General features: G+C 68.7%; 15 protein-coding genes and 1 pseudogene. 12 read left to right on the top strand and 4 right to left on the bottom strand.

Translation table 11 applies throughout. The features are described 5' to 3' along the window. Nucleotides 1–3: 3 nt before the first annotated feature. Nucleotides 4–1,293: a TniB family NTP-binding protein gene (locus tag ACU6WZ_RS03315; RefSeq protein WP_447031627.1), complete on the bottom strand. Its 1,290-nt coding sequence runs from the start codon at nt 1,291–1,293 to the stop codon at nt 4–6. Then, the gene (locus tag ACU6WZ_RS03310) at nt 1,290–2,729 is read right to left on the bottom strand and encodes a hypothetical protein (RefSeq protein WP_447031626.1); all 1,440 of its coding nucleotides are present in this window, start codon (nt 2,727–2,729) and stop codon (nt 1,290–1,292) included. Before ACU6WZ_RS03310 ends, ACU6WZ_RS03315 begins: the two co-directional genes overlap by 4 nt. On the opposite strand from ACU6WZ_RS03310, the gene ACU6WZ_RS03305 reads away from it, so the two are divergent. The 3 genes from ACU6WZ_RS03305 to ACU6WZ_RS03295 all read left to right on the top strand — a co-directional run bounded on the left by ACU6WZ_RS03305 (nt 2,665) and on the right by ACU6WZ_RS03295 (nt 4,885). Then, a complete protein-coding gene (locus ACU6WZ_RS03305; RefSeq protein ID WP_447031625.1) occupies nt 2,665–3,348 on the top strand; it encodes a hypothetical protein in 684 nt (227 codons plus the stop codon). The two genes, ACU6WZ_RS03310 and ACU6WZ_RS03305, sit on opposite strands and share 65 nt — an antisense overlap. 155 nt (nt 3,349–3,503) lie before the next feature. Further along, on the top strand, nt 3,504–4,085 hold the full coding sequence (locus ACU6WZ_RS03300; protein ID WP_447031624.1) for a hypothetical protein: 582 nt from the start codon (nt 3,504–3,506) through the stop codon (nt 4,083–4,085). Then, nucleotides 4,082–4,885, top strand: a complete 804-nt coding sequence (locus tag ACU6WZ_RS03295) for a DUF6042 family protein (RefSeq protein WP_447031623.1) — start codon at nt 4,082–4,084, stop codon at nt 4,883–4,885. Before ACU6WZ_RS03300 ends, ACU6WZ_RS03295 begins: the two co-directional genes overlap by 4 nt. A 58-nt stretch (nt 4,886–4,943) precedes the next feature. On the opposite strand, the gene ACU6WZ_RS03290 is transcribed toward ACU6WZ_RS03295, so the two are convergent. Both ACU6WZ_RS03290 and ACU6WZ_RS03285 read right to left on the bottom strand, forming a co-directional pair. Then, on the bottom strand, nt 4,944–5,516 hold the full coding sequence (locus ACU6WZ_RS03290; protein ID WP_447031622.1) for an HD domain-containing protein: 573 nt from the start codon (nt 5,514–5,516) through the stop codon (nt 4,944–4,946). A 14-nt stretch (nt 5,517–5,530) separates the two neighbouring features. Beyond that, the gene (locus tag ACU6WZ_RS03285; RefSeq protein ID WP_447031621.1) at nt 5,531–6,664 is read right to left on the bottom strand and encodes a helix-turn-helix domain-containing protein; all 1,134 of its coding nucleotides are present in this window, start codon (nt 6,662–6,664) and stop codon (nt 5,531–5,533) included. Nucleotides 6,665–6,766: 102 nt separating this feature from the next. Between ACU6WZ_RS03285 and ACU6WZ_RS03280 the strand changes: the two genes are divergently transcribed. From ACU6WZ_RS03280 to ACU6WZ_RS03240, 9 genes and pseudogenes are all read left to right on the top strand, one after another. Next, the gene (locus ACU6WZ_RS03280) at nt 6,767–7,165 is read left to right on the top strand and encodes a DUF6415 family natural product biosynthesis protein (protein ID WP_447033828.1); all 399 of its coding nucleotides are present in this window, start codon (nt 6,767–6,769) and stop codon (nt 7,163–7,165) included. 112 nt (nt 7,166–7,277) lie between these two features. Beyond that, nucleotides 7,278–7,679, top strand: a complete 402-nt coding sequence (locus tag ACU6WZ_RS03275) for a hypothetical protein (RefSeq protein ID WP_447031620.1) — start codon at nt 7,278–7,280, stop codon at nt 7,677–7,679. Then, nucleotides 7,676–8,373 (top strand): annotated as a pseudogene (locus ACU6WZ_RS03270) (DUF6875 domain-containing protein). Before ACU6WZ_RS03275 ends, ACU6WZ_RS03270 begins: the two are co-directional and overlap by 4 nt. Beyond that, nucleotides 8,289–9,173, top strand: a complete 885-nt coding sequence (locus ACU6WZ_RS03265; RefSeq protein ID WP_447031619.1) for a protein kinase domain-containing protein — start codon at nt 8,289–8,291, stop codon at nt 9,171–9,173. Before ACU6WZ_RS03270 ends, ACU6WZ_RS03265 begins: the two are co-directional and overlap by 85 nt. Next, nucleotides 9,167–9,661, top strand: coding sequence for a GNAT family N-acetyltransferase (locus ACU6WZ_RS03260; RefSeq protein WP_447031618.1), 495 nt, complete (start codon nt 9,167–9,169; stop codon nt 9,659–9,661). The genes ACU6WZ_RS03265 and ACU6WZ_RS03260 overlap by 7 nt, the downstream gene beginning before the upstream one ends. A 517-nt stretch (nt 9,662–10,178) precedes the next feature. Further along, complete coding sequence (locus ACU6WZ_RS03255) at nt 10,179–11,606, top strand: IS1182 family transposase (RefSeq protein ID WP_447033827.1); 1,428 nt, start codon at nt 10,179–10,181, stop codon at nt 11,604–11,606. A gap of 147 nt (nt 11,607–11,753) precedes the next feature. Then, nucleotides 11,754–12,296, top strand: a complete 543-nt coding sequence (locus tag ACU6WZ_RS03250; RefSeq protein ID WP_447031617.1) for a GNAT family N-acetyltransferase — start codon at nt 11,754–11,756, stop codon at nt 12,294–12,296. 1,239 nt (nt 12,297–13,535) lie between these two features. Then, nucleotides 13,536–14,960, top strand: a complete 1,425-nt coding sequence (locus tag ACU6WZ_RS03245) for an IS1380 family transposase (RefSeq protein WP_447031616.1) — start codon at nt 13,536–13,538, stop codon at nt 14,958–14,960. Between the two features lie 281 nt (nt 14,961–15,241). Next, nucleotides 15,242–16,504 (top strand): tetratricopeptide repeat protein, encoded by a 1,263-nt coding sequence (locus tag ACU6WZ_RS03240; protein ID WP_447031615.1) that lies wholly within the window; start codon nt 15,242–15,244, stop codon nt 16,502–16,504. Nucleotides 16,505–16,621 lie beyond the last annotated feature (117 nt).

Genomic DNA, 16,621 nt, shown 5'->3' with positions numbered 1-16,621 from the left:
GGGTCAGCCCGTCCTGTTTTCGGCAGTGCGTGGTCCGTGATCGTCGAACACGGTGTTGCGAGGCCGGCGTTTCGCGCTGGACGACCGGCGGGCGGTGGGCTGCCCGGCCGGCGGGATGGGTTCATCAGGGGCGTCGGTCATGTCCTCCCGGCGCAGGACGATCTCGTCGAGCAATTCTTCGTCGAGGACTTCTCTGCCGCTGTCCATCGCTTCCTGGGCGCCGTCCTCGATGAGCCGCCCGAGCAGTCCGACGACGCCGCCGGTGCGGCGTATCAGGTACTCCGGCATGGTGCCGTCGGTGAGCATGCCCTTCTTCGCGTTCAGCAGCCGCAGGTGCCGCTCGATCCCGTCCAGGTGGTTGACGAAGGCATGGATCTGCTTCGGCGTGGTGTAGCGGAAGCGGTCGAGCTCGATGAGCTCGAAGCGGTGCTCTGTCTGAGTGATCTCCAGGCCATGGATGCGGGTTGACTCCAGCGGCGGCATCTCCCACTGCCCGGTCCTCTTGTTCCACTTGGACTCACGCAGCAGCCCAATGCCGGGGATGTTGACGGCGGTCAGGATCAGGGTGACGTCCAGACTCATGAAGGCCCGGATCAGGTCGAGGACGTCCTGGTCGTCGGCCCGGTGCATCCGCAGCCGGCTGACATCGTCCAGGATCACCGCCTTGACGCCGTGGTCGTGGAGGGAGTCGGCGACCTGCCGTACCAGTTCCGGGAGAGTGGCCGACTTGCGCATCTCGGCGCGGAAGAAGCCCAGGATCGACGCGCAAAGGCTCTTCGGGGTCGCCGTCACAGGAGTCGAGACATAGACAACCGGCGAGTGGATGTCCCGCGTGCCCGGCAGAGTTCCGGGCTTGAGGTAGCTGTGCATTTGCAGCCACTGGTCCTCGAAGACGGCCGCGGTTGAGCAGACAGATGCCGTCTTGCCGTAGTTGCCCCAGCCGCTGACCATGACGCCGGCGCGTGTCGGGTCGTCCTGTTTCATCGTGTTGCCGCGCAACCGGCGCCGGATCAGCTTGCCGACCTTGTCGTGCATGGGTGTGTCCTGCAGCGGGAGGTTCGCGTTCGTCAGATGGCGGAAGAGGTCGTAGTCCGCGCGGCGGCTCTCCGGGGTCGTCCTCCACTGCTTCAGTGAGATCACCGGAGCGGGAAGGAGCAGGCCGCGGCGGGCGCGGTAGCTCTGCCAGCCGACGTAGGTGTCGCGCGGCGGGTGGCCGCTCAGGATCAACTCGGCGATCTTGGATCGTGGGGGCAGGCCCTCCAGCGGATCATCGTGTGAGAGGGCTCGGGTCACGCGTCGTCCTCCCGGACAGTCGTATCGGCGTCTGAGTCGTCGCGGGGCGGCGGCAGGAACATGGGCCGCCGGTTCAGTGCCTCGTGCAGCGTCGGCGGGGCGAGGGGCCGGGTTCCGGCGAGTGCTTCTTCGCGTCGTCGGCGGCGGTCGGTGTCGACCGCACGATCGATCATGCGGGCATGCTCTGCCCAGGCCGCAGGCATCTGAGCCGGAGCCGGCTCGTCGGCGGGGGCCGGTGCGGTGGGGCGGTCGGCTGCCGCGGTCTGTGCGCGAGCGATCTCGCGGGCCTGGGCGACGCGTCGCTTCTTCCCGGCCTTCTTCTCGGCCTGGCTTGGCCATTGGTCGACGGGGGTGACCGAGCCGAGGATCTCCAGCAGATGCTCCAGGAGCTCACTCTCGGAGTGGATCCTGATCTTGTTCGCCTTCACATGTGCCAGGAGAGCGTCGGCGGTCTTGTCGGAGAAGGCGGGAATCTCGCCCTCGGGTGGCAGCCCTCGCCAGCGCAGGATGTGCCAGGTCTCGTGGTCGGCCGGGTCTTGGAAGAACACCTGTCGGCGGTCCCTCCGGTCACTGCGGACCACCCACTGGCCCGCGTGCTTGCCGCCTCGGGAAGAGGGCTGCAGGAAACGCGGCTCCTCGAGGACCGGGTGGTGATACCAAAGCCCGAGAATCTTCACTCCGCGTCGCGGATGGATCTTCACGTGGTGCTTGCGCAGGACCTTGTAGTAGAAACTCGGTTCGGGGAAGTCGAGGTCGAAGCCGCCCTGTTCCATCGCTGCGGCGAACAGGGTGTTGGGGCTGTGGTCCTCACCCGGCGCCCAGCTCGGGGCGTATTCGCCTAGTTTGCGGTTCTGCCAGATCTGGACGATCCAGGTCGCGACGACGTGTTCGGCCTGTGCGAGTGTGAGGCTCGCGTCGCGTTCCGGGTCGGCTCCGCGGTCCGCGACGTCGCCGCCGGTGAAGCCCAGCAGGTGCTCGAAGAGCATGGTCTGGATGGTGTGGAACTGGCGCTCGACTGCGAACTTGTCGGTCTGCCGCAGCACGCGGGCAGGCAGGATCCGGCAGCCGATCTCCCGTTCGGCCTCCACCAGGTCGTGGTTCTTGTAGGGGCCGCCGTGGTCGGTGGTGACCGTCTCCGGGGCGAAGAACGGCAGAGCGGCGACCCGGTGCCCGCTGAACTCCGCGATCACGTCGGCCGGGACCCCGGCGTACGGCCATTCCATATCCTCGCCCCAGCCGTCTCGCATCGGCAGCGGCAGCATCACGTCCCGCAGCAGCATCGCGATGTCGACCGAGGTGTCGGACTGCAGCGTGAGGCGGAAGGCCGGCAGTCCGTGCGTGTAGAGATCGAGCGCGAGGGTCAGTGTCGCGGTGACCGCGTCGCCGAACACGGTCTCGCGCAGCTTCACCGGCACCGGCGGCGGCAGCACCACCATCCTGCGCACCCTCACCGCCCAGTTCCTCCACCAGGGCGCCCACGCCCTGGTCCTCGAAGGCCCCCTGGTCGCCCACCTGTGGGCGAAGAACCTGCCGACCGTGACGCACCGCGGCAACGTCGCCGGCATCCACGACGCCCTGGTCGGCCTCGCCACCGAACTGAAGCGCCGCACCGACCTCAACGGCGCCCTCGACGACGCACCGCGCCTGATGATCGTCCTGGACCGCGCCGACACCACCCTGCGGCACCTCACCAGCTACTGGGAGACCTTCCGGCAGAAGGACGACCCGAAGAAGTCCCCGGCCATCACCGCGCTCGAGGACGTCCTGTACGCGGGACGCGAGGCCCGCATCCACGTCCTCTACAACGGCCACATCACCGGCAGCGTGCTCGCCCCCGCCGCCCGTGAACAGTTCGCCACCGTCATCCTCGCGCGGGTCGGCGAGGGCACCTGGCAGCGTCTCGCCCCGATAGCCGGCCCCACCCCGAAAAGCAGCCCGCTCCCGGGCCGCGCCCACGTCGTGAAGGACGGCGCCGCCCACCCGACGCAGGCCCTGCTCATGACCGACGCCGAAGCCGCCGACTGGCTCGCCCTCACGGCGGCCGGCGAGAACTGACCCCGAGCCGGTCACACCACGGGCCCCGGGGGATCAGCCATGACATCCCTGGGGCCCAGCTCTATGGAGACACTCGATCCAACGACCGCGCGTCCCCAACGTCACGAGACAGAGTAGGGGGAGCACCAACAGGAATCTCCTGTAGATCTGGCGGCATGAACCTCACCGACCTCAGCCCGCTGATGGCCCGCCGCCGGGCCGGCGGCCTCAGCTACAGCTATGACCAGTTCCGTGCCGACCCGGCGCTGGCCGCCCTGCAGTGGCCGGACGACGTCCAGGAGCAGTTCCTCTTCGACCACGGCGACAACGGCGCCTTCGTTCACGACTACGCCGACATCGACCTGCGCGACGTCACCTGGCGGCTGGAGACGATCCCGGCCGCGGACTTCCACGGCATGCCGACCGGAGCGTCCGACGCCTGCTGCATCGAATCCTTCGCGAAGAACCCGGTGCACTGGGTCGCGGTCCGTCCCCCAGAGATCGGCCGACACTGGGAAGAGCACGGTACGTGGCTGCGCCCGCCACTCCTCATCGACCGGCGCCTCTGGACCCGTCGGACAGCGGGCTGCAGGTCCTGGAGGGCCGAACGCGCGTCGGCGTCCTGCGCGGTCGCCTGCGCGAGAAACTGCATGTCGCCCTCGACCACCAAGCCTGGGTCGGGCGGCCGTGACAGCGTGCCGTGCCACTGTGCGTACGCTGCGAACGTCCGGCCATTTTCGAGGAAGAGCTGTGGATGACTGAGAACCCGTCTGTGCCCGGACCGCGCCGGGACTTGGCGATGCACAACGACTGGTTCGTCTCGGGCTGGGACCACGTCCTGCCCCGACAGGGCCTCCCGCTGACCATGCTGATCGGGACCGCGAGCCAGCCCGACTTCACCGGCTCTCTGGACGACCTGCTGCACGAGATCTTCGACGGCCACTGGGACATGATCGGTGGCGACCTCGATGGCGCGCTCACGTTCTCGTGGCCTGATGAGGAGTGGGACTACGACGAAGCGCCCGAGGGACGAGAGGTGTGCGAGGCGAGCCGCTGGGAGAAGTTCGGCACCATGCTGACGGCCGCCGGCTTCCCGGTGCCCACGACGGTGCGAGACCTGTCCGAGCTCTACCTGACGTGGGGCCTGGCCCGCCGCCAGGAGACACCGGAGGGCACCCGGTGGTCGATGCCTGCCGCGCTGCCGCTGCCCGGAGACCTGCTGACCCTGGGCGCCGAACTCACCAAGCGGCTCGACGGGATCCGCTGGACGATGCGCACCGGCCCGCTCGTCAACACCCTCATCAACCACCTGGTCGACGATCTGGGTGAACCGCAAGAGACCCTCACCTCCCTGGATCGCCTGGCGGCCGCCACCGGCCAGGACACCGACGATGTCCGCCTCGCCCTCGCGGAGCTCGTCGAGTCCGGTGATGCCCACGTGCAGCGCGGCCAGGAGCCGGCCGACGCAGAATGCCTAGAGGCACACCGACGCTTCCGCCTGGTCATGGACTGGGAGCACCTCCATGAGAACCGGATGCAGCTGAGCATCCGTGACTGAGCCCGCGCACGAAGCGCATTGGCCCGGCTTGGCCCCGGCACGCCGGGGACGGTGCCGGTCAGGGCAGGAAGTTCTTCTGCCACTGGAGCGAGTCCATGCTCAGCGCGGCGTCGGCGAGAGCCTTCGCGGACGGCGTCTTGAGCGAGGCGAGGCTGGTGTCGATCCAGTTCTGGGTGAGGCTGTAGCCCTGCTCCCGGTACTCCACCGCCTGGACCAGGCATTCAAGTTTGTCGGCGTCGCGGGCGACGATCGCCTCCGGGGTTTCGCCGGCCTCGTACTCGTCGACCGCGCCCTGCACCCCGGTGCGTACGGCCGGGTGAGCGTTGGCGACCTGATCGGCGGTCACCTCCTGGTTCGGGGCGGCCCTGATGTACTTCCGGCCGATGTGCGGGATGTCCCCGATCCGGGTCTCCTGGCTGTCGTGGAACAGGCACATCAACGCGACCCGGGAGGCGTCGACGCCCTCCATCATGGCGAGGACCGAACCGATCACCCCGACCCGGAAGGAGTGCTCCGCCACGGATTCGGGGGCCTTGTTGCCGGTGAACCACCAGCCGGTCCGTGCGACGCGCTTGAGCACGCCCATCTCGGAGATGAAGCTCGCGGTACCCCTGGTGGTGTCATCGGCCATGCGGTCCTCCGGTGTCAGCGGTTGTGATCGAAAACGTAGTGGACATGAGCCAGTTCGCGCTGTGATCTCGCTGATAGCGCTGTCCCGTCCAGGAGCCGAGCGGTTTGCTCGCGCAGCGGACCGGCGATCGGACCAGCGGCCTGGGAGAGCCACGGGAACGCCGTTGCCAGCGCCCACAGTGAGTGCGCGTACAGGTCGACGTAGCCGGGCGCCACGTGCAGCCCGCGGGCCAGGCCCCGCAGCAGGGTCACCGGATCCCAGCCCGACAGGTCCCGGTCCCGCATGAAGGCGTCGTCCGGCTGCGGCAGCGACAGCGCCCCCAGCCACAGCGCCCAGTAGTTGAGGTTCGCGGCCTCCGCGGTGTCGTCGTCGGCCAGGGCGCGGTCGATGAAGTCCAGGAGTGGCTGCGGGTCGCCGAGGCGGGCGAGCGCCGTGGCGGTGGAGCGGGCCTCCGCCCAGTGCGGCGACCAGCCCCGCCGGGCCAGCACGTCACGGCGCCGGTGAAGGGTGTGCGCGGTCCACGCGGCCGCGTCCGGCCCCCGGTCGTACGAGGCGAGGTAGAGCGCCTGGCGGTGCAGCAGCACCCCGCCCTCGCCCTGCCGGGCGGCTGCCTCGGTCGTGCCCCGCAGGTGGTCGAAGAACACCGCCCTGTCCGCGGCCGCCAGCTGCGGTGCGGCGGCGACCGGGCCGCGCCTCGGTCGGGGTAAGCGCCTGGCGAGCGCCGGCGGGACGGTGCCGTTCAGCGCCCAGGCCAGCATGTGCGCGGTGTCCCGGGTGTGGACCCACCCGGCCAGCGGGTGCGGACCGCCGGCCTCACCGTCCAGCCCGGCCGCGATGATCCGGTCGGCGTCCATCGCCGCGTCCAGCCACACCACCAGCACCACGTCCGCACCGAGCGCCGGCAGCCGTCTGCGCAGCTCCAGCAGCGCCCCGGCCCGCATGTTCGCCAACGGGCGCCGCCCCGACTCCCAGCCCTGCACCGTGTCCAGGTCCACGCCCAGCGCCTCCGCCAGGGCGGTCTGCGTGCACGGGACCGACTCGCGGACCAGGCGCAGCACGAAGCCGGTCACCGCACCTGCTGATGTTCGTCGCGGCCTGCCCATACCGGCTGCCCCCCGGTTGCCCTGCGCACCGAAACCCGTACTCACGGTCAGTCCTACCCCATCGGGCCCGCCCGTACGGTCGGGATGCGGTCGATGTCCGACGAACGAGACCGTGCCGCCCGCGACCCACGACCCGGCGAGGCACCGATGAGCAGCACGCACCTGGTCCTCCACGACCCCGAAGGACGCCTCGAAGCGGAACTCCCCCTCGACCGGGAGCTCCACAAGGCTCTGGTCAAAGCCGTGCTGGGATGGACCGCCGTCCCCGGCCTGCCGCCTGCGGACCTCCACCAGATCGCGCTGCTGCTCACCGGCGTCGCCCGCGCCGTCGCCGCCGACGTCCGCCGCGCCGCCGATCTGCTGCCCGAAGACCACGCCGCCCGCGTCCTCGCCGACGTCGTCCTCGAGGAAGCCGACCGACGCCTGTCCGTTCCACCGGAGGGCACCGCACGCTGTGCCCAGGGCCACGCCCGGCTCGTCCGCGCTCTGTACGAGCGCCTGGACCGCCTCGCAGGCGTCACACCCCAGGCCGTCACGGCCCCCTGAGACCACCGCGCACCCGGACGGGACCGATCTCCCGGGTGCGCGGTGCACGGCACCACACCCCGGCCCAACCCGGGCCGGGCGAGCACCACTCCACACCGAGAGGGGCACCACCGTGAGCACCGCAACGACCGAGCTGCGCCGGTTCCTGACCATCACCGGCCAGCGCTTCAAGGACGACCAGTCCGCACCCGAGATGTTCTCCCCGGCCGTGGACGCGGCCTGGCACGAACTGCTCGACACCCCCGCCTACGAGGCCCTGTGCCAGGAGACCGCCGGCCAGCCCATCCGCCACGTCGCGAACAACGGCCACGGCCCGATCGCCTGGGTCACCGCCTACGAGGAGGCGTACGGACCGCTGCCGGAGATCTGGTTCACCGACGCCGACGGCAACGTCGACCAGGACGCCATCGCCCAGTACCAGACCACCGGCACCGTGATCGCCGAATGGGACTGCTCCCCGACCGGCGGAGACGACGACGTCGCCCCCGACCAGCCGGAGACCGGCCGCCGGTGACCAACGCCCGCACCACGGCAGCGCCCCGGCCCACCGCCGGGGCGCTTCGCCTCGTTGAGGCCAGCACCGCCCGGCCGAAATCCGTGGACATCAGCGACTACGTGCGGCAGATGACCGCCCACTGCCCCTACCTGGCACCCTCGCTCGAACGGGACTTGACGACCTGGACCGTCTACCGCGCCGACGGCGACGCCGAAGCGGTCCAGGCAGAGCTGTTCCACGCGGGCGCCCAGGCCGCGGAATGGCTGCGGCCTCTGCTGAACCGGCCGCACGGCATGCTGCGGTGCGAGAACATCGTCCTGACGGGCGAAGTGCCCCACGCCCGGCACCGCGAGCTGATGGCCTGGCCGCACTGGGTGCTGAAGAACCTGTACGGGCCCCTCGGGGTCATGTTCGGCAAGTTCTACGCAGGCGAACAGGAAGTCACCGAGGCGGGGATGCGAATCCCGGCCGCCCCCGCATCGTTCCTCCCCGTGAGAGCCGCGATACGCCGCCGCGACCCGCGCTTCCTGCACGCGACCCCGGACCTGGCCACCGCGCTCGCCACGGCCGCCGACGACGGCGCGACGTGTTCGAGCACATCCCCACCCAGTGGAAGGAGATCCGTACATGGGCCAGACAGTTCCTCCCCCCGGCGAAGCCGTCGACGTCCTCACCGGACACATCGGCGAGCCCACCTCGATCCAGCTGCTGAGCGACCGGCGCGGCTCCCGGGCCTGGAAGCTCCAAGGACCCCGGGGCGCGGTCGCGCTGAAGGCCAACGACCCCGACAGCGACAACGCCCGCGACAAGGCCACCGAGATGGCCCAGGAGGACGAACACCTCCTCCGCCTCACCTCAGCCGGCGCCCTGAACGCCGACTACCGCCTCGACGCCGGCACCTTCGGCGGCGGCCGGTGGCTGGCCGTGAAATGGATCGACGGCGCACCCCTGTGGCGCGCCCTCGCTCTGGCCCGCGGCCCCGAAGGAGACCGCGCCTCGGTCCGCCCCTGGCTCCTGGGCATCGCCCGCACCTGGGCGGAGCACCTCGCCCCCATGCACACCGCAGGTTGGACCCACGCCGACGTCCAGCCCACCAACACCCTCGTCACCAACGACGGCCGCACGATCGTCATCGACTACGCCCTCGCCTGCGGCCCCGACGGCCCCCCGCGCCTGCCGTACCGCGGCGCGCTCACCCACACCACCGCCCCCGAGATCGCCGCCGCCCTTCTCGACACCCCCGCCGACACCCACGTCCAGGCGCAGCCGGCCGCCGACATCTGGAGCCTGGGCGCCTCCCTGTTCTGGTCCTGGACCGGCCACCGCCCCGTCGCTTACGACGACGCCACCGACCGGCTGGAGAAGCTCGCCGCCATCGCCAAGGGCACCACCACCGCGCTGCCCGACGTCCGGCCGTGGCCGTTCCCCGAGTTCGAGGACGCCGTCACCGCCTGCCTGGCACCCGACCCCGCCGACCGGCCCACCGCAAAGGAGCTGACCGCCGCATGGTGACCCTGCGCGCCCTGGCCCCCGACGACGCACCCGACCTCGCCCGCATCTACAGTGGCGCATCCATCCGGTACACCACCGGTAAGGACCTCACCCTCGGCCAGGCCCACGAGAAGATCCGGGCAGCCCTCGCCAGAGGCGCAGAGAACCCGCGTGCGCAGTGGTCCTGGGGCATCCTCGCCGCAGACGAGATGATCGGCCTGATCGCCCTGCGGCGACGATCCCCGTCCATGGGCACCATCAGCTACATCCTCCGCGAGGACACCTGGGGCAACGGCTACGCCACCCATGCCGCCCAACAGGTCGCCGTCCTCGCCTTCACCACCACCGGACTGAACCGGCTGGAGGCCATGCACCACCCCGGCAACCCGGCCTCCGGCCGCGTCCTGGCCAAAGCCGGGTTCACCCGCGCCGGAACATCCGACCGGCACACCGAGAACGGAACCGCCGTGCCGTACGAGCTGTACGCCCTGGAGCACGACAGCACCTGAAGTCAGCGGCACACGCAGAGGGTCCGTACCGACTCCCGGCACGGGTCCCTCCGCGCTGCCAACGCGACCACGCCGTGGCCCACTTCAGCCCGAGCACGGTAGAGCCGGCCGCGGCTTCGAACGCCCGCCCGTCACCCGTTGGTGCGTCGCGCCGGGCCGAGCTCCTTGACCCACTGCCCATACGGTGGCCAGCCTCAGACATCAGCCACCAGACCAGGGGACCGACATGGGGCGAGCCTCACGCGCACGCGCCGACAGGCGACACGGCCGACCGACTGCCGCTCAGCCGCTGCTCCGCAGGCCGGTTCCCGAAGACCAGGAGGCGCTCGCCCGCCTGCTGGGCATGGTGATTCCCGGAGACCCGGCCATTGAGCACCTAGGAGCGTGGGTCAGTAACCGGCAACCCGCCTTCGGTTCGTGATCATTCGTAAGGAATGATGTCCGTATGCGTGGTGGGGATGGACTGTTTGAGGTCGAGCCGGTCGAGAAGAAGCAGCCGCAGGGTCATCCAGCGGCGGTGGACAAGCGGTTCCGGGCGTTCGACCCGCACCAGGTCCTGCTGCTGCCACCGTCGCTGGACCACTGGCTGCCCGAGGGGCACCTGGCCCGGTTCGTCGCCGACCTGGTCGACGACGTGCTGGATCTGGGGCCGGTCCTGGCCGGCTACACCGAGAAGCGCGGCTTCCCGCCCTACGATCCGCGCCTGATGGTGCGCCTGCTCATCTACGGCTACACCACCGGCATCCGGTCCTCGCGGGCGATCGAGCGCAAGTGCGTGGATGACATCGCGTTCCGGTTCCTGGCCGCCGACCAGGCGCCGGACTTCCGGTCGATCTCACGGTTCCGCCGCCGCCACCTGGACGCGCTCGCGGACCTGTTCACGCAGTCACTGCACCTGGCGCAGAAGCTGGGCATGGTCAGGATGGGCCGGGTCGCGCTGGACGGCACGAAGCTGGAGGCCAGCGCCTCCAGACACAAGGCGATGAGCTACTCCCGACTGATCGACAAGGAGGAGCGGATCGAAGCCGAGATCGCCGAACTGGAGTCCAAGGCCGCCGCGTTGCTGGCCGACGCCGAGTCCACCGACACCGCCGAGGACCGGATCTTCGGCGCCGACGGCAAGGACGTGGACCTGCCCGCCGAGCTGGACCGCCGCGAGAAGCGACTCGCCCGGCTCCAGGCCGCCCGCGCCCAGATCGAAGCCGAGGCTGCTGAGAAGGCCCGCCGCCACGCCGAGGACAAGGAACGCCGCAGGCAGGATCGCGCCGGCACCGACGACGAACAGGCCGTCACCGACGCCGGGCAGCAGGCCGCCGCGAAAGCCCGTCCCAAGCCGAAGGCGCAGGCCAACTTCACCGACCCCGACTCACGGATCATGAAGAACAGCGACGGCGCCTACATCCAGGCCTACAACGCCCAGGCCGTCGTCGACGCCGAACACCAGGTCATCACCGCCGCCGACGTGACGACCAACGCCGCGGACACGCTGAACTACACCACGATGCTCAACCAGTCCGCCCAGAACACCGGCATCCACCCCAAGCAGGCACTGGTCGACGCGGGATACTGCTCCGAGACCAACCTCCAGGCCGCGAAAGACCGCCAACTCACCTGCGGCACCGACACGTTCATGGCCACCGGCCGCCTCGCCCACGACGAACAGGTCCCGCCCGCACCACGCGGACGCATCCCGGCGAACGCCACGCTGAAGGAACGCATGGCCCGCAAACTGCGGACCAAACCCGGCAAAGCCGCCTACCGCCGCCGAAAAGCCATCGTCGAACCCGTCTTCGGCCAGATCATGACCTGCCAGAACGGCCGCCAGCTCATGCTCCGCGGCGAAGACGGCGCCCGCGGAGAGTGGCGACTGCTCGCAGCCTGCCACAACCTCCGCAAGATCTTCCGGCACACCACGGCCACCGGACTCGCCGCGGCGACCGGGTGACCGGCCCGGCCCAGGCCCTCCTCTGGACCATCCCGAGGCCCAGGAGACCCCAGCCTCGGGCCAGCCGACACCGACCGGGCGACTGTGACCGATCCCGCCGACCCGACCACCCGGCCGCCTGCTCGTTACTGACCCACGCTCCTAGCCATGCAGTTGGCGACCATCCCGATCCCCGTTGCCCGAGCCGGCCACTACGCGACCGGCGGGGCCTGGGTCGCTGAGGAACAAGGCGCGGCAGTCGGCCTGATCGTCGCAGCATCGCCCTTGGCCTGGATCGACAGCGTTCCGGTACTTGAGCCCGACCAGCGCTTGCTGTTCTCCCGTCGCATGGTGGAGTGCGAGTACCTGGCCGTCGATCCTGCCGCACGGGGCCGGAAAGTCGGTGTCCTGCTGACTGAGCAGGCCCGACGGCAGTTCATCGCTCGCGGGTACCACCTCATGACTGGCACCGTCACCGAGGAAAACTTCGGCCTGCTCCCGTACTACCGGTCGATGGGCTGGAAGACGCTACGGCCGGGCGAAGGCATCGGAGTCCTGGAGCCTGCCCGTCCCACCGCGATCTGGCGCCCCGCCGAAGCGCACGTCGCGCAGATGTGGCTTCCGCTGCACCGCGAAGTCACCGTCATCAACTGGCCCACCCCCACCGGCATCCGCCCCGTCATCAACGGCGTGCTGCCCCTCCCGAGGTAGAGAATCCGCCGACGGGTGACACCCACGCCCTGCCATTCGTGTCGGGCGTCGCTCACTGCTTCAGTGTTCTGCTCAAAACTTCAGCGGGTTCTTCAGCGTTCCACTGAATACTTCAGTGCATCATCGAAAGTTGCATAGGCGTTCCCGCAGCATCGGCCAACTTTGGCGCTCACTTGCACGCTTCAGCCGTACGGCCCGGATCACCAGCTGGGGCTTTCGTGTCGACTGCTGTGACGGCACCGATCAATTGGGAGACGGCCGGGTCGGAGGCCACCAGCCCGAGCACGTCTGGCTCGGCCCGCAGCATGCATAAGTCGGTGAGGTAGTCCCCGCCGAGCGTGACAGCGAAGTGCCACTCCCAGCAGGATCGTCCTCAGGACGCGGCTTGTGTTACGGCGTCACAGAGGCGCCGTGCCTGGTCTGATCCAATCTTGCGGTCTGTCTCAACCGGACAACACGGGGCTCTCGCCTACGAGGCCCCGCGGTCGCGGCGTTGAATGTGGACGCGCGGGAAGGACGCACAAGAGCCGCGACAGGCCCTATCGCTGAAGGCCAGGAGCACTTCTCGCTTGCGTAATCAAGCCTCGGTCAGTAACCGGGCCGCTGCCGATCTCATACGCGAGTAGGAGGGGAGGCCGTCAGCGGCTTCACCGGAACACGCGCTGCGGCAAGGACAGCGAGGTGGTCTGACGCAGGGCGGGGACGGCGCGATCAGAGGTTTGGGGCGGTGCCGGAGGCGCGGAACAGGGCATGTTGGGCGTTGAGGTGGGCAGCGCGATGCCGCGCTCGGCAAGCGTCGCGGCGATGCCCCGACGCTTGTCCGATGAGGGGCGCACCGCTCTGTGGCGTAAAAACTTCCATGGCAAATGGGACATTCAGCGTAATCCGGTTCGATCACAGCAATGATTAAGGCGGAGGGCGCACAAGAGGGAGTGTGCAGCTATTTACTGGAGGATGGCTGGATCTCATCGGTGGCATGAAAACATACACGTTACTGTGACCTGCGCCATTGCTCGCATTGTTCTATTTCGGTTGCGGTGATCGAGGAGGATGGGTGATTGTTTGGGCACCCCAGTTCTTCGCTGGGCATCTAGGAAGGAGAACGTCGTGAAGCTCATTAACCCTGACCATTCAGCGGAATTGCCCGGCCTGACGGCCGGGTAGCAGAAAAGGTGTCCTGACCTGCGAGGATGCGACTGTCGAGGAAGCATCGGTTGCAAGAATCAGGACACCTTTCTGGTGAGCGAGCGTACAGGGTGGGACCGGGGCCTGGTCGTGGGGGCTGACGGGAAGGGGCTGGTCGGGCATGCCGGGGTGGTGCTGCTGCGGCGGCTGGCGGACCGGTCGGGGCTGACGGAGGCGCTGGCTGGGGTGTTCCCGGGGGGCGGGCCGGGGTGGCGGGATCGGGCGGTGGTGTTCGTCCAGCTGGCGATATCGATCGCGCTGGGCGCCCGGAGCGTGGCGGAGGCCGAACAACTCGCCCTGCATCACGAGCGGATGACCGGCCCGGGCGTCTCGGACTCCACTGTGTACCGCACCCTGGACCTGTGCGATGCCGACCGGCTCGCGGCGATCGCCCGCGCCCGGGCACGGGTCCGCCGGATGGTGTGGTCGTGGCTGGCCCTGCGGCCCGGCGGCTTCCCTTGGCTCACCGTCGCCGGAAAACGCCTGCACAACTGGGTGATCGTGGATATGGACGCCACGATCATCACGGCTGCCTCGAAGAAGGAGCGGGCGCGGGCGACCTGGAAGAAGACTTTCGGGTTCCATCCGCTGGCCGCCTGGTGCGCGAACACGTCCGAGTGCCTGGCGATGCTGTTGCGGCCGGGCAACGCCGGCAGCAACACGGTCGCCGACCACCTCACGGTCCTGGCCGACGCGCTCGCCCAGATCCCTGGCTCCTCGGCCGCGAAACTCCTGATCCGCGTCGACGGCGCCGGCGCCACACACGGCCTGCATGAGCACCTCATCGGCTTGAACACCCGTCGGCGCACGGTCCGTTTCACCACCGGCTGGACCATCACCGACCTCGACGAGCAGGCCATCGCCCGCCTGCCCGAGACGGCCTGGGAGGTCTCCCTGAACCAGGACGGCACCCTCCAGGAGGACTACGGGGTCGCGGAGTTGAGCGGCCTGAGCGCACGCGAGGGCTGGGACAAGGGACTGAGGCTGATCGCCCGCCGGGTCAAGCCCTCCAGCCGCCACCTCGCGAACCTGACCGACTTCGAGAAGAAGACCGGCTTCAAGTACTCGATCATCGCCACCAACATCCGCAAGATGACCCGGATCCCCGGCTCCCACCAGGCACAGTGGCTGGACGCTCTGCACCGGCACCACGCCGTCGTCGAGGACCGGGTCCGCACGAACAAAGCGATGGGGCTGCACAACCTGCCCTCGAAATCCTTCACCACGAACCAGGGCTGGATGCTCGCCGCGAACCTCGCCGCCGACCTCGACGCCTGGCTCCGCCTCCTCGCCCTGCACGACCAGGACGGCCTGGCCGACGCCGAACCCGACACCATGCGGTTTCGGATCTACCACCTGCCCGCCCGTCTCGCCGCCCATGCCCGCCGCCGGCACCTCCGCCTCGCCCCCGACTGGCCCTGGGCAGAAGCGTTCGTCCTGGCCTGGCAGCGCCTGACTGGCCTGACCACCGTCACCTGACGAACAGACCCGCCCCGACGAAGACCAGGAAGGAGAGCCCCGCACCACCCCGGGACCGTGGAACCCGGCGCAGCCGCAGCGACACGCGAAGACCCTGACCGCGAACAGCGGGGACAAACGGGGCGAAGTGATCACCCTACGAGGCAACGATCACCGCGGAAGGATCGAGGTTAAGGCTGCGCCGACCGCCAAGAAGGTTACTTTCTCGGTTATGTACAACTCCCCGGTGTGATCTGAGCCAGGGTTAAGTCACATGGGGGGCAGAGGAACCTCTGCCCCCCATGGGCATTTGCTGGAATCGTGAGAATTCACTGGATCGGAAAAATTGGGGGATTGTGATGCGCCATTTCACGGTGTCGGCCGGCCGTGGTGTCGTAGGGTTTGCTCCAGTCAAAGCCCTAATCAGCGCCACCGATACATCGCGCTGGCCGAGGGAAGCGCTGATCGGCCTGAAGCTCATAGCCCCCGATGACCCTTCCTGTTCAGCCATCGACAACGAAGCGAGCCTGACGGACGCCGCGCAGGCTCAGGACCGGATCCGGTTCTTCCTCAAGGACCGCTTGACTCGAAGCTTCCGCGACGTGGGACGTGCCTGGCTTTCCGCCATCGGCCCATGCGCCGTCGAGGTCACGCACTCAGAGTTCCTCGACGAGGGGAGCCGACTCTTCCTCGAAACTCTGGCACACCTACCAGGAGGGCAGGTCGAGGTCCGCTTCCAGGTCGGGCAGAGCGCCGCCGACCCCACGACACGTGCATCCGAGAATGTCCGGGAGCAGCGGGTCAACCGGCTCGTCGCCCAGGTGGACGGCCTGACAGGGCTGGATCTCGACTTCTTGTACGAGGAAGCCATGAACTACCTCAGCGTCGGCGACAGCTGGACGGCCGAGAAGATCCTCCGGGCTATACAGCCTCACCGGGATGTGCCGACCATCTGGGGACGCCTTGGTCTCGCATACACCATGCTGGGCAGGACCCTGGAAGCCGAGTTCTGCTACCTCCGCTGGCGCGAGGACACGGATCCTGTCGGCGTCGCCGGAGCGGACTATGCCCTGTCGATGCTCTATGCACGCCACCATCCTGCGCACCTGCGGTCCCTGGACCGGACGGCGGAGTATCTGGAGCACGGATACGCGGCCCTGTGCCAGGTGGGCGAGGATGACACCAGGGACCTGACATTTCAGCGGGTGTTCAACCGGAATGGCTACGCTCTTGTGGAGTTCCGACGCGGTCAAATCGAGGAAGCCATTGCTCATCTGACCAACGGGATCTCTCAGCTCCGCAGCGGTTCCGCAGTGCATCACATGCACCAGACGGTGCTGATCTATAACTTGGCGCAGTGCTATCGCAGGATCGGCAGGATCGATTCCGCCATCGAGACTTATTCGGAGCTGCTGGGCGTCGACGGCAAGATGCCCGAGTACCACATGGAACTGGCTCATTGCTACCTGAGTACCGAGCAGTTCGACCAGGCGTTGGCCAGTCTTCTGGAAGCCAGGAATCTCGGCCCGTCGATTCAAGAGGTGAACTCCCTCCTGGGCCAATGACCATGAGTTAATCCGGATCGGGCGTCAGCTGGTGGAGCACGATGGTGCGGGTGACGTGGCGGGTTCCAGGGTCGGTTGAGCTGCGGGTTCGGTAGCTCAGATGGGGGCGCTTCGTGG

This window comes from Streptomyces hypolithicus (assembly GCF_052934925.1).
This window is presented reverse-complemented; position numbering and strand designations above follow the sequence as displayed.

Coding starts and splice junctions, on each gene's coding strand:
- ACU6WZ_RS03310 (WP_447031626.1), bottom strand. CDS start 2,729: ATGGTGGTGCTGCCGCCGCCGGTGCCGGTGAAGCTGCGCGAGACCGTG.
- ACU6WZ_RS03300 (WP_447031624.1), top strand. CDS start 3,504: ATGAACCTCACCGACCTCAGCCCGCTGATGGCCCGCCGCCGGGCCGGC.
- ACU6WZ_RS03295 (WP_447031623.1), top strand. CDS start 4,082: ATGACTGAGAACCCGTCTGTGCCCGGACCGCGCCGGGACTTGGCGATG.
- ACU6WZ_RS03290 (WP_447031622.1), bottom strand. CDS start 5,516: ATGGCCGATGACACCACCAGGGGTACCGCGAGCTTCATCTCCGAGATG.
- ACU6WZ_RS03280 (WP_447033828.1), top strand. CDS start 6,767: ATGAGCAGCACGCACCTGGTCCTCCACGACCCCGAAGGACGCCTCGAA.
- ACU6WZ_RS03265 (WP_447031619.1), top strand. CDS start 8,289: ATGGGCCAGACAGTTCCTCCCCCCGGCGAAGCCGTCGACGTCCTCACC.
- ACU6WZ_RS03260 (WP_447031618.1), top strand. CDS start 9,167: ATGGTGACCCTGCGCGCCCTGGCCCCCGACGACGCACCCGACCTCGCC.
- ACU6WZ_RS03250 (WP_447031617.1), top strand. CDS start 11,754: ATGCAGTTGGCGACCATCCCGATCCCCGTTGCCCGAGCCGGCCACTAC.
- ACU6WZ_RS03240 (WP_447031615.1), top strand. CDS start 15,242: ATGGGCATTTGCTGGAATCGTGAGAATTCACTGGATCGGAAAAATTGG.